Here is a 12,838-nt window from a genome sequence, read left to right on the forward strand (position 1 = left end):
TAATATTTATTGTTGGCGGGTTGGCAATATTTTATTGGCGGTACAAGAAGCAGGATAAATAAAAATGAATGACGTTAAGGACGACTTTGAGTGCTTAATAGTTATAGACGCCAATAAGTACCTAGATCTTTACCGAAGAGATACGGGGCTACAAATTTTAAAGTACCTTAGTCGAGTCAGCGAGTACATATTTGTTACTTCTCAGCTAGTTAACGAAGTAAACAGAAATAAAGTAAAAGTTCTATCTGATTTCCTTGCGAATAAAATTAAGGCGGTCTCAATTGACAATGTGAAATTACCTGAGCATTTTGGCGATGGATTTTCTGGTGATAAATCGAGTTTGTCGGAGGAGCTTGGCGAGATCAAAAATACGGTAGGCCGGAAAGCGCAGCAACTGAAGGACTATAGTAGAGAACTACTAGCGTTAACCACAAAATCCGAAGATGAAGTTTCAATATCCCTCTCTAGTATATTCTCTCGCGCAGTTGAGGCAAACGATGATGAACTTGAACGTGCTCGGCTTAGAAAAGAGCTGGGAAATCCCCCTGGAAAGAAGGGGCCTTTGGGTGATGAGTTACTTTGGGAACAACTTTTAACAAAATTGCGTGGCAAAACCAAACTATGGCTGATAACCAGTGATAGTGATTTTGCTACAAAACATGAAAAATCCTTGTTTCTAAATGCTTTTCTAATGCAAGAAATCAAAGCGTTACCAAATTCGCCGCAGATTTTCGTATTTGATGAAACATTAGGTGGTATTCGAGATTTTGCTGAGGTTAACGGTATTGATCTAGATATCGAGCTTTCACGTGAAGAAATAGATGAAATTAATTTAGAAGAGCAGCAACTTAATCTTTCCGATAGACTGCGAGATTACTTCCAATTATATGGTACGGGAATAGCTGGTTCTGTCGCTAACCAGTTAGCAGCCCTCGAGGCTAACCCTAGTTTTCAAAGCATGCTAGAGGCTCAAAAATATTGGAACAGTGATATTTTAAAGACAGCGGCACAGATGGCTAGTTTAGAGAGTAACCCTTCAATGAGGGCATTTCGCGAATCTAAAAGTGGCTTGGTCGGTCAAGCACAAAAATTTGCGGCAGAAATAAATAAGGCCGGCAACGGGATGTTGCGTAATGCAAAGGCTCGACAGAACAATGACTCCGAAGACAATCAAGACAGTGATGACTCAGAGAGCTCAAGATCTGATTCAAAAGAATAAGTAAATCATTCAAACTAGGTAGCTTTGAATAATTATTCACTTGTTACCATCTAAACGATGTGTTTCAGAACTCAGGTTCTACACTTAATGCTTTTATATTAAAAATCGACCATGGTCACCGTTTGGTCACCATTTGGTCACAAGCCCCAATATGGTCACAAAAACGCACAAAACATCAAGCCAACCAACACGGCTGCAAGTCAATAAATTCAAGGGATTTGGAACTTTAAGAAGATGGTGCGTCCGAGTAGACTCGAACTACCGACCCCTACCATGTCAAGGTAGTGCTCTAACCAACTGAGCTACGGACGCACATTGTATTACTGACGTTCACGAATGCGAACGGGCGCTATATTAGTCATTCCAATGCGGCGGTGCAAGTGCTTTTTGCGCCGCCGCGGTTCAATTGAATAACTTTCAACCAGCCGCTAGAACCCAAGCGGTATGCCGAAGCTGAAGAACGCCACGAGTAATGCCGTCCATACCACCATAAATGCCAGCGAATATGGCAACATCATCGCAATCATCTCGCCAAAGGTTAACTGTGGATTATATTTGCGCATAAACGCAAGAATAATGCCGGCGTAACTCATCATTGGGGTAATGATATTCGTGGATGAATCAGCAACACGGAAGGCTGCGGCAACGAGGTCTGGCGTCATTTCGTTATTCACGAGATACAACATCGGAATAAAAATGGGGCCAAGCAACATCCACTTCGACGTTAAACCACCCACAAAAATGTTGATAATGGCGGTCACAATGATAAAGCCAATCAGCAGTAGTACTGGGAAGCTTTGTAGGCCGAGGTTTGTCAGTAATGTCGCACCTAAATAGGTGATATATGCGCCTAAGCCACTGTGGCTCAGTACGCCTAAAAAGTTATAACAGAAAAACGTGAGTACCAGAATGTAGCCCATGGTATCCATTTGCTTGACCATGGCTTTTACCACGTCTTGCATGGACTTAAAGCGACCGCTGGCAACACCAAATGCAACACCCACCGCTAAAAATACGAAGGTTATAAGCAGAATCACATTGTTTAAATAGGGGGTGACTGTTGCGCCTTGTTCATTTTCGTACGGCGCAAGGGGGCCAACAGCTAGGCCGTAAATAGCAATTAACGCCACCACCAGTGCAATGCCAGCAGCGCGTAAACCACGTTTCTCTTCTTTGGTAACGTTGAAATCGTCGAGCTTGAGCTCTTCTGGAATGGTGTACGGCTTTTGCTCAAGGCGCGGTTGCACAAACTTAAGAGTGACCCATGCGCCAACACCACCGAGGATGAATGTTGAAGCCAAAATGAAATAGTAGTTCATGGTGGCTGGGGTTAAGGCCTCACCGCCTGCGTTGACGAATGGAATACCTTGCGCTTCGGCGAAAACTTTGGCGTTTACGCCGATAATCACGTCAATTGGTGTCGCTGGAATGAGGTTGGCGCTGAAGCCTGCTGATACGCCTGCAAAGGCCGCGGCCATGCCAATGAGCGGATTTTTGCCGAGGCCGGCGTATAAAAGGCCGGCGAGTGGAATTAGGATGAGATAACCGGCATCGGTGGCAATGGAGCTCATAATACCGATGAAAACTAAAAATAGTGGCAGCCAGTTAAGCGGCAGTCCGCGTGAAACTTTTTTCAAGATGGCAGCGAATAATCCGGAATGTTCAGCAACGCCAACGCCGAGCATGACAATTAAGATGACGCCAAGTACACCGCCGCCAAAGCCAAGCCAGTTTGCCAGTAGCGCATTGTCGAACAACCAAATCACGTTTTCTGTGGCCAGCATGTTCCGAATTTCGTACTCGATGGGTTGCCCGTCACCACCGTAGGTTGTGAAGGTTAGGCCACCGATGGCCCAGGTAAGTAGAAGGGCACCAGCGAGAAAATAAATGAAAATGATAACGGGGTCTGGGATCCGTTTGCCGGCACGTTCAACAAACGCGATGAAGCCACCGTTTTCGGAGGCTGGAGTTTGGTTGGATGACACGGGTACTTCCTAATTAATTGTTGGTTATTGGTTAGGGTTTGGCTGATGGTATTAAAGTTTGTTGGTGGTGTCGAGGGTTGGCGGCGACTTGGGCCGATTCGTAGCACTCGGCATTCCTTTGCCGAGTGGGTTTCGGTTAGCGCAGTTGGTGTTTGAGCACTTTCCCGTTCGCGTTGTGGGGGAGTTCATCCATGAAGGCATACACGCGCGGTCGTTTGTAGTCGGCGAGTCGCTCGGCAACGTGGGTGCGCAGTTCAGCTTCATCGATGGTTTCGCGAAGCACCACGCAGGCTTTCACGGTTTCACCCCATTCATCATGCGGTACCCCAATCACGGCCGCTTCAAGCACCGCGGGGTGGCTCGCTAAAGCATCTTCCACTTCACGTGGGTAGACGTTTACGCCGCCGCTAATGATGAGATCTTTAATGCGGTCTTTCACCCAGTAAAAGCCATCGGCGTCGCGTACGCCAATGTCGCCGGTGCGAATCCAGCCATCGTCGGTAAATATCTCACGGGTTGCTTGTTCATTGTGCCAGTATTCGCGCATGACGCCTTCACCGCCAATGTGAATTTCGCCGGCTTCGTCAATGTCGGCTATTTTACCGCTCGCATTGACCACACGTATTTCCGTGAACGCCGCGGCGCGCTGGCCGACGGAACCCGCTTTGTCGGTATGTTCGTTTGGTAGCAATAAACTGCCTGTTGGGCCCGCTTCGGTTAAGCCGTAAACGCAGTAGAACTGGTCGCTACGGAAGGTTTGCTGTACCCGGCGTGCATGATCACCGGCAAGTGGGCCACCGCCGTAAATCCAATGGCTCATGCTGCTGAAATCAGCGTGGGCGATTTCAGGGTGCTGTGCGGTGAGCAAATACGCAACTGGCGCGCCAAAAAAGTGTGTGGTGCGCTCTTTTTGTACGAGTCCAAGTAGGAGATCGGGAGTGAAAGTTGGGGCAATCACATGAGTACTGCCAACCAAGGTACCGCCAACCAACGACAGATTCAGGGGAGCAGAATGAGTAAATGGCATTAGCGACAACAAACGGCTTTGTGGACCGTAGTGCATTTCAGTGGCAAACATCATACCCACGAATAATAGGGCTTTGTGGTCGAACAACACACCTTTGGGGCGGCCGGTCGTGCCGGAGGTGTAAAGTAAGGTTGCTGATTCGGTAATCGCTTGTTCGTTGAGTGTTTCGAACTGACGTCCGCTACTATTTTCTGTGGCGTGTGCTGGCATGTCGTTGATGACAAGGCTTGGTAACTTACTTACGCCGCAGGCTTTGAGTGCTTGGTCGCTGGTTAAATCGCAAGTGATGACCAAACTGGCTTCAGCGTTCTCAAAAATATAGGCTAACTCGGTAGCGGTAAGTTTCACGTTAATAGGGGCAACGATGGCGCCCAGACGTTGTATGGCGAAATGCGCCACGATAAATGCGTAATTGTTCGGCAGCACGAGGCAAACGCGGTCGCCGGCTTTAATATTGTGATCGCAGGCGAGATGCTCGGCGAATTGGTTGACGTGTTGATCGAGTTGCTGCCAGGTGGCACGCAGGCTACCGTCGATAACGGCTTCTTGGTTGGGGTACTTGCGCGCGTTGCGGGCGACGTATGCTGGGATGATCATGTTGGGCTCCTTGTTTTTATTTTTTTCAGTCGGCGATAACGGCGCTTTGCGCCACCCGGCGTATAACGCCGGGCTACAGTGTTCTACTGAGAATGGCGCGGTGGTCGAGGCCGGTTGGTAAGCAGCCGTAGTTGGCGCTGGTGTGGGCACTCAAGCGAGCCGCGCAAAAGGCATCGGCAATGTAGGCAGGGGCGTGCTGCAGCAATAATGCTCCCTGCAGCGCAAGCGCCATATGGTCGGCGAAATAGCGCGCTTGATACTGCCATTGGTCTTTTGGCGTGTTACTAAAATCTGCTTTTAGTTTGGTAACAAAGGCATCAAAGCGTTTATCGGTGCCAGCCGCACGGTGAAGCTCGTTAAAATAGGCCTCTAACACGTCAGGTTCTTTCTGAATCGCACGTAAGATATCGAGGCACTGGACGTTGCCGCTACCTTCCCAAATGGCGTTTACAGGTGATTCTCGGAACAATCGTGGCATGATGGTGTTTTCCATCACGCCCATACCGCCAATGGCTTCCATGGCCTCATAGGCGTGGTTTGGTGTGCGTTTACAAATCCAATACTTGCCAATTGGTGTGGCGATACGCGCTAATAATCGTTCGTGCTCATTGTCTTGTTGGTCCATAGCACGTGCCATGCGCATGGTTAAGGTCATTGCCGCTTCGCTTTCGAGGGCAAGATCGGCCAACACGTTTTGCATTAACGGCTGATCAACCAGTGTTGCGCCAAAGGCGCTGCGATGCCGAGCATGGTGAACCGCTTGCACAGTCGCTTGACGCATACCTGATGATGAACCAATCATGCAGTCATAGCGTGTCATCGCGACCATTTCAATGATGGTACGCACACCACGGCCTTCTTCGCCAACCATCCAGGCAAAAGCACCACGTAGCTCGCATTCGCTCGAGGCATTTGCGACGTTGCCCATTTTGTTTTTCAATTGCTGAATGTGTAGGGCGTTTTTGCTGCCATCGGGACGCCAACGCGGTAATAGAAAGCACGACAGCCCTTTATCGGTTTGCGCCAGTACTAAAAAGGCATCGCACATTGGTGCTGATACAAACCACTTATGACCGACAAGCTCGTACGCTTGCCCAGAGCCTTCTGCACCGATGGCATATGCTTTCGTGGTGTTGCTTCGTACGTCCGAACCACCTTGCTTTTCAGTCATGGCCATGCCAATGGTCATACCGTGTTTCATGGTGTCGGGAACATTACGTCCGTCATAGTCAGGCGCCATAATCTTCGGGCCAAATTTTGCTAACAGGTCGGGTTGGTGTTGCAATGCCGGAATAGCAGCAAATGTCATGGTAATCGGGCAACCATGGGCGGCCTCGACTTGCGTGTGAAGATAATATTTTGCGGCACGCGCAACATGAGCGCCGGGCTTTGGATTCGCCCAAGGGCTCGCATGTAAGCCTTCGCTGATCGCAATATCCATAAGCTGATGATAGCTTGGGTGAAATTCGATTTGATCGATGCGATGTCCGAAACGGTCATGAGTAACCAATTGCGGTTTGTTGGCATTCGCAGCGAAGCCCAGAGCGATACGCTCGGGTAAACCGCATTCGGCGCCGAAGCGCAGCAATTCTTGTTCGGCCCATGCAGCTCCCTCACGCTTCACCGCTTCTTGCAAGGCTTGGTCTTCAGCGAAGAGGTTGTAGTCTTCTAATGCCTGTGGTTGGTTCTCAACGGTGTGAGTTTGCGCCAGAAATCGGTCGGTTGTGTTCATGGTTATGATTCCTTTGTTAGCCTTTCGTATCGCTATCGGTATAGCTGCTGGCGGTGATAGCTTGTAAGCAAAAGCGCACGCTGTTGGTAATGGCTTGGTTTGGATCAAATTCGCTTTTGTGAGCAAGTGGGCCGATTAACGCTTCGGCAATAGCGCCAACCAACGCGCGACTACTGAGTGCACTGTCTTGTGGTGGGAGTGTTTTATCCCGTATGCCTTGTTGAATTGCTTGTGCGAATAATCCCGCATAGCGTTCACGGTAACGCAAACGAGCGGCAACCACGGCAGGCTCAACCGGCTCGGCAATTAGTGCCCATGCAGTGACTGGTGCGCGCAGTGCCCGTTTGGCAAAGGTAGTTAACGCATCGGCAATGCGATCGGCGGCGGGGAGCCCATCTGCAGAGGTCTCTGGTGCTTCAAGGTGTTGTTGCACTTGTGCGATTTCAATTTCGGTTGCGTGCTCAAAAACCGCTGTGCATAAGTCTTCTTTAGATGGGAAATAACGATATAACGTGCCGGTAGCGACCGAACAGCGTTGGGCGAGGGTAGCCATTTGCAAGCCGCCAAAACCGACTTCATTAAGCAATGCTAAAGCATTTGTCAGAATATTCGTGCGAGTGGCTTGCTTGCGCTCGCGCACTCGCGATGTTTCTCGATAGGCCATATGCTTCTTGGTTTGTTGTCGTGTACACCAAGAAGTGAATCATGATTCAGTTTTTAGATCAATGATTAAATTTCACCCAGATACGGCGATAGCCACCACGCGGCGGTTGTGCGCGTTCGAATGGTTGCTCACCGAGTTGAATGGTTTCAAATTTATTGAGCAAACTGCGTGTGAACAAACCAAGCTCAAGTTGCGCTAATGGTTTGCCTGGGCATACATGAACGCCCGCACCGTAGAGCAGATTCAAGTGAGGGTCGCGATCCCATTTAAATTGGTGGGGTTCGACAAACACCTTTGGGTCGTTGTTTGCTGCGCGCCAATCGATGGTCACCGTGGTATCCGCTTCATACGACATATCACCGAACTTAACAGAGCAGGTGGTGCGACGGCGATTGGTCAACAACGGCGCATCAAGCCGTAGTATTTCATTAATAGCATGATCAATGTGCATTGGTGCTTCGCGCAATTGCTTTTGTACAACCTGATTTTGTGCAAGAAATCCGACAATTGAACCAATGGCAGCGGCAATGGTGCCGAGTTCGCCGACCGTCCAATTGCGCACAATGCTGACTAAATAGTCATCACTTACAGGGGTACCATTTAAGCGCAACCGTGTGAGCTGTGCGGTAATAGAGTCCGGGTCACCTTCGCCACGCCGAGCGCGATCAAATTGTTCGATAACGATATCGCTAAATTCATCAGCCAAGCGCCGCAGAGTAGGGCGGTCTTGCGCCAAGGTCGCTGCATTTTGCGCGTCGATCCATTCAGTCAAACGTTGCTCCAATGCCACGGGCCATCCCATAAATGCACACTGCGCTCGCAGTGCAAATGGATGACCAAGCGTCGCCATTACTTCCACGTCATCATACGCATCAAGATTAACGAGAAGTTCGTCAATCACCACTTGCAATTTAGGCTGAAATTGGGTGAGTACAACGTCGCTAAAGAATGGTTCAATAAGAGCGCGGTAAGCCAGGTGCTCAGCACCATCCATACCATTTGGCACGTTTAAATGAGAGGAAACCTTATTACTAAATTGCTCAGGCGCATGAAGCGCAGCGAGTACATCATGATGACGGGTTAATACAGCGCTCATGATCACCTCCACAACTGAAATGTATGTAAGTGTCAGTATATGAAACTAGCTGGTGAATTCTTTGCGTTTGGTCAAACCAATTACCCAAAATTGAAAACCAATTAAAAACCATTAGTGCAATGGACGGCCTAATTGGTTTTGCGCGATTAATCGCACCACGTACGAAAGCTTAAACAAACCGGCCAATAATATTTGTAAGAAATGTAATACGGCAATCACCATCAATGGAAACTGCGCTTCTAATCCCCAAGCTAAATAGGCGACTACTAAGAATAAGATTAAGAAAATCACCATGGCCAAGTTAGCGCCCTTGAGTAATTTATGACCGGAACTTTGCTGATTCATAAAATACATCTCCAATACATGTTTATATAAAACGCATTATGAATGCATGTTTGATGGAGATCAAGGTTTGCTATACTATAATGCTTCGAAAATGTACCTTTTTGGACAATCTATGCAGCTGAAAAAATATACAGACTATGGCTTGCGCATTTTGATGTATTTGGCGAGCTTTGAAGCAGATGAAAACTGCGCCGAGCCGAAGCTAGCCACAATTCGTGAAATCTGTGACACCTTTGGTCTGTCAGCCAACCATGTGAATAAAGTGGTACATCATTTGGGGCGATTAGAACTCATTGAAACGCGTCGAGGTAAGAACGGTGGATTTTTACTGGCGAAAAAACCGGAAGATATCTCACTTGCGTTTGTGATTCGCCAGCTTGAAGGCGATGAAAAATGGATTGAGTGTGAAAATCCATACTGTGTGGCGCTACCAGCGTGCGAACTGAAGGGTATTGTCGCACGTGGTAAAGAGTTGTTTTATGACTACCTAAGCCAGTATTCGCTTAAGAGTTTAATGGTGAAGGCGCCGCAGCTGCGACAGATTTTTTCAACAGCGTCGTAATGGCAGCGCTAATGCCGTCGAGAGTCAACGGATACATGCGTTGGCTCATCAACTGCTGCATTAAATCAATCGATTGATAGTAGCGCCAGTGACTGGTTGGCTGCGGGTTCAACCATACCGCATCGGTAAAATGGTTTAGTAGGCGTTGCATCCATACCGCGCCTGGCTCTTCATTCCAATGTTCGACGCTACCGCCGGGGTAGGCAATTTCATATGGCCCCATGGTGGCATCGCCGACAAATATCAGCTTGTAATCACGGCCATAGCGATTAATCAGCTCTAGCAGCGGTAGCTTTTCGTCGTAACGCCGATTATTGTCCTTCCAAACGTGCTCGTACACGCAATTGTGAAAATAGAAAAACTCGAGATGCTTGAATTCGTTGCGAGCGGCGGCGAATAATTGTTCGCACTCGTAAATGTAGTCATCCATTGAGCCACCGACATCAAATAGCAACAAGACTTTCACGGCGTTATGACGTTCTGGTTGCCATTGCAGATCGAGTAATCCGCCTTTTTGCGATGTAGCACGAATGGTGCCGTTTAAATCCAGCTCTTCGGCGGCGCCGGTGCGTGCAAACTTTCGTAGTTTGCGTAGCGCCAATTGCAGGTTTCGATTCGCTAACTCGGCGTCACCATCGAGATCACGAAACTCACGTTTATCCCATACCTTCACGGCACGTCGTGCGTTGCTACCATCTTGGCCAATACGAATGCCTTCAGGATGATAACCGTAGGCGCCAAACGGCGAGGTGCCGCCTGTACCAATCCATTTATTGCCACCAGCGTGTCGCTTTTGTTGTTCAGCGAGGCGCTCGCGGAAGGTTTTCAGCAGCTCATCAAGGCCGCCGAGTGATTGCAGTTTCGCTTTATCTTCGTCACTCAACTGCCGTTGCAGACTGCGCTCAAGCCAATCGGCGGGAATAGCTGCGGCTAAGTCCACCTGTTCAACGCCTTCAAAGTATTCAGCAAACGCCCGATCAAAACGATCGTACTGGCTTTCGTCTTTCACCAACACTAATCGGGCGAGGGTGTAAAAGTCATCCACGCTACCAAATACGACACCGCGCTCCAGCGCACCGAGCAAGTCTAAAAGCTCGGTGAGGCTGGTTTTGAGGCCGTGCTTACGCAGGCATAAGAAAAACTCAATGAGCATAAATTAGGATGACTGACGGCGTGCCATAAACGCTAATTTTTCAACCAGCTGCACGTCTTGTTCGTTTTTCAGCAACGCACCAAACATCGGCATTAAGCCATTGCTCTTGGTAAGCTCCGCCGGTTTGATGTCTTCGGCCAACAACAGCTTCAACCAATCGATCAGCTCCGACGTTGACGGTTTCTTTTTCAAGCTTGGCACTTGGCGTAAATCAAAGAACACTTCGAGTGCGGTGCTAAGCAAGTCTTTGCGAATATCAGGGTAGTGCACCTGCACAATTTGCGCCAAAGTGTCGGCATCCGGAAACTTGATGTAGTGAAAGAAGCAACGGCGCAAAAACGCGTCCGGTAGTTCTTTCTCATTATTTGAGGTGATGATGACAATCGGGCGATGTTCGGCGCGTACTTGCTCGCCAGTCTCGTACACGTGAAATTCCATCTGATCGAGCTCGTGCAAGAGGTCATTCGGAAATTCGATGTCCGCCTTATCAATCTCATCGATGAGCAGTACGGGGCGTTCAGCCGCAGTAAAGGCTTGCCATAATTTGCCTGGCTTTATGTAGTTGGCAATGTCATGCACTTTATCGCTACCGAGCTGGCTATCACGCAACCGCGATACGGCGTCGTACTCGTACAAGCCTTGTTGCGCTTTGGTTGTCGATTTAATTTGCCAACGAATCAGCGGCACCCCCAAACTGGCGGCGAGTTCTTCCGCCAGCCGGGTTTTACCAGTACCGGGTTCACCTTTGAGTAGCAGTGGCTTTTCGAGGGTTACTGCCGCATTGACCGCAAGGCCGAGGTCATCGGCCACGATATAGCTGTCGGTACTTTTAAAACTCATTATTTGTACGCTCGGCCAGCTTCAACTAACTTGTTTGATGAATCGAGGTATTTAGCGCCGTTTTTCTTCACTTTATCCAGTTCCATACGCTCAGAACCCAAATGCACTTCCTCTAATACTTCTTTCATTTCATCCACTTCATGGTCAATACGCTCAAGCGCGCGCTCAAGGGTATACGTCAATTGATGAATTTCTGCCATTTTCTGCGGCGTTAATTCGCCTTGCAGTTCAGCGTTCAAAAGCTTGTTGTACTCACGCAAGTTATTTAGCGCCTGAACAAGATTTTCCGAAGGCTTGCCTTTGTAATGATCAGGGCGCTCTTGTTCTTCATGTTTGTGATCTTTTTTACCATCGTCATGAGCCATGACAGGTGCTGCTGCAAACGCAAAGGAAAGCGCAATGGCGCTTGCAATTGATAAAAGTTTCATAGGTGCTCCTTGTAAGCGAAATTCAGTTCGTTAATGAGAATCGTTATCAACAAATTACCATTTTTTGTCGGTGTCGCCAACTGTTTATACCCGCTTATTCTCGAATTAGGCGCCGGGCGTAAACTCGCAGTCAGTAAATAATTGTTGCCAAAATTCAACGTGGTTACGGGTTTCTGCAACCAGTTGATCATCAAGTGCGGCGATATGCCGCAGGTAGTTATTCCACTTAACCAGGGTGGGTTGTGTTTGCAATAATTCTGGTTCTGCATAAAGTGCATCTAAATACGCTTCAAGTTGCTGAGCTTGCCGCACCAGCGCACTAATGTGTTGTTGTACTGGGCCGCTAAAGCGTGCAATAAAAACCTGTCGTAAAACGCGCGCGCGTTCCGGTACACCTTTGCTTAAACAGCCCGCTTCCGCGCTTATGTTAATCACTAAGGGGTTGAGCTGTTGTAGGTATTGTTGGTTATCGAATAACGCTCGCCATAATTGGCTTAAGTAGGCGCTTTTCGCCAATGCTTCAAGGGCTTGTTCGAGCTGATTTTCTGCTGGCAATTCAGCGTCGTTATTTAGCGTGTTTAAAATGATATTGAAGGCTTGAAAAAGTGGCGCGAGCTGTGCGCCTTCAACTTCAGGTAATGCTCTGTCTGCCTTACGCAAAACATTGCGCAGGCTATCATCTGAAACAATCGCCTGCATACGCAATTGCGGCATCGTGGCTTGCTTTGCTTGTGCCTGTTGGCGTACACGCTGTGCAAGTTCGGGCTCGCTGGTTTCTAATTGTTCGGCACAGTCGTACAACGCATCTAACAACTCGCGATCGTGATAATAACGCATTACACCACTGGTTAATCGGCCGAGTGAGCTGTTACGTTCGGCTATGAGCGAACCGGCGCGACAGGTATCCAATCGCATTGAGTCTAACAATGATAATTGCAGACGCGGAATCGTCACACGCAGTTCGCGGGCAGCGGGAATCTGTTCTGGTGTTTGTGGCTGATAGGGCATTGCTTCGCGCGACAACGTATTGGCAACCCGCTGCTGGTAATCATGCAGTTGCATTAGACCGCTTGGCGCAGGGCTGCAGGCGGTTGCCGCTAGCAATAGGATAACCGCCGCACCCACCCGTCTAGCGTAGCCAATAAGTTGTTTTAGCGTTACAATCTGTGTCATTCATAAAGCCTTTAAAG

The 12,838-nt window shown here is 48.6% G+C and carries 12 protein-coding genes and 1 tRNA gene; 2 read left to right on the plus strand and 11 right to left on the minus strand.

The features are described 5' to 3' along the window. The first annotated feature begins 64 nt into the window (after window positions 1-64). Entirely contained in the window at window positions 65-1,219 is a 1,155-nt protein-coding gene (locus CWI76_RS01920) for a PIN domain-containing protein (protein ID WP_126758683.1), read from the plus strand. Window positions 1,220-1,454: 235 nt separating this feature from the next. Here CWI76_RS01920 and CWI76_RS01925 read toward each other — a convergent pair. The 7 genes from CWI76_RS01925 to CWI76_RS01955 all read right to left on the minus strand — a co-directional run bounded on the left by CWI76_RS01925 (window position 1,455) and on the right by CWI76_RS01955 (window position 8,665). After that, window positions 1,455-1,531 (minus strand) — tRNA-Val (locus CWI76_RS01925). 116 nt (window positions 1,532-1,647) lie between these two features. Then, the gene (locus CWI76_RS01930) at window positions 1,648-3,204 is read right to left on the minus strand and encodes an AbgT family transporter (protein WP_126758684.1); all 1,557 of its coding nucleotides are present in this window, start codon (window positions 3,202-3,204) and stop codon (window positions 1,648-1,650) included. Window positions 3,205-3,340: 136 nt separating this feature from the next. Then, the gene (locus tag CWI76_RS01935) at window positions 3,341-4,828 is read right to left on the minus strand and encodes a class I adenylate-forming enzyme family protein (protein ID WP_126758685.1); all 1,488 of its coding nucleotides are present in this window, start codon (window positions 4,826-4,828) and stop codon (window positions 3,341-3,343) included. 73 nt (window positions 4,829-4,901) lie between these two features. Further along, a complete protein-coding gene (locus tag CWI76_RS01940; protein ID WP_126758686.1) occupies window positions 4,902-6,560 on the minus strand; it encodes an isovaleryl-CoA dehydrogenase in 1,659 nt (552 codons plus the stop codon). Window positions 6,561-6,576: 16 nt separating this feature from the next. Then, window positions 6,577-7,224, minus strand: coding sequence for a TetR/AcrR family transcriptional regulator (locus CWI76_RS01945; RefSeq protein ID WP_126758687.1), 648 nt, complete (start codon window positions 7,222-7,224; stop codon window positions 6,577-6,579). 58 nt (window positions 7,225-7,282) lie between these two features. Beyond that, complete coding sequence (locus tag CWI76_RS01950) at window positions 7,283-8,320, minus strand: cytochrome P450 (protein ID WP_126758688.1); 1,038 nt, start codon at window positions 8,318-8,320, stop codon at window positions 7,283-7,285. 111 nt (window positions 8,321-8,431) lie between these two features. Beyond that, window positions 8,432-8,665, minus strand: a complete 234-nt coding sequence (locus CWI76_RS01955; protein ID WP_126758689.1) for a hypothetical protein — start codon at window positions 8,663-8,665, stop codon at window positions 8,432-8,434. A gap of 112 nt (window positions 8,666-8,777) precedes the next feature. Between CWI76_RS01955 and CWI76_RS01960 the strand changes: the two genes are divergently transcribed. Next, entirely contained in the window at window positions 8,778-9,227 is a 450-nt protein-coding gene (locus tag CWI76_RS01960; protein ID WP_126758690.1) for an RrF2 family transcriptional regulator, read from the plus strand. On the opposite strand, the gene CWI76_RS01965 is transcribed toward CWI76_RS01960, so the two are convergent. The 4 genes from CWI76_RS01965 to CWI76_RS01980 all read right to left on the minus strand — a co-directional run bounded on the left by CWI76_RS01965 (window position 9,169) and on the right by CWI76_RS01980 (window position 12,821). Further along, entirely contained in the window at window positions 9,169-10,380 is a 1,212-nt protein-coding gene (locus CWI76_RS01965) for a vWA domain-containing protein (RefSeq protein ID WP_126758691.1), read from the minus strand. The two genes, CWI76_RS01960 and CWI76_RS01965, sit on opposite strands and share 59 nt — an antisense overlap. A 3-nt stretch (window positions 10,381-10,383) precedes the next feature. Further along, window positions 10,384-11,220, minus strand: a complete 837-nt coding sequence (locus CWI76_RS01970) for an AAA family ATPase (RefSeq protein WP_126758692.1) — start codon at window positions 11,218-11,220, stop codon at window positions 10,384-10,386. Then, window positions 11,220-11,648 carry a DUF6746 family protein gene (locus CWI76_RS01975; RefSeq protein ID WP_126758693.1) on the minus strand — a complete coding sequence of 143 codons (429 nt, stop codon included), beginning with the start codon at window positions 11,646-11,648 and terminating at the stop codon, window positions 11,220-11,222. Before CWI76_RS01975 ends, CWI76_RS01970 begins: the two co-directional genes overlap by 1 nt. A gap of 105 nt (window positions 11,649-11,753) precedes the next feature. Next, complete coding sequence (locus tag CWI76_RS01980) at window positions 11,754-12,821, minus strand: DUF3080 family protein (RefSeq protein WP_126758694.1); 1,068 nt, start codon at window positions 12,819-12,821, stop codon at window positions 11,754-11,756. Window positions 12,822-12,838: the final 17 nt, after the last annotated feature.

The sequence above is a fragment of the Pseudidiomarina marina genome (assembly GCF_003987045.1).
Taxonomy (GTDB): Bacteria; Pseudomonadota; Gammaproteobacteria; order Enterobacterales; family Alteromonadaceae; genus Pseudidiomarina; species Pseudidiomarina marina.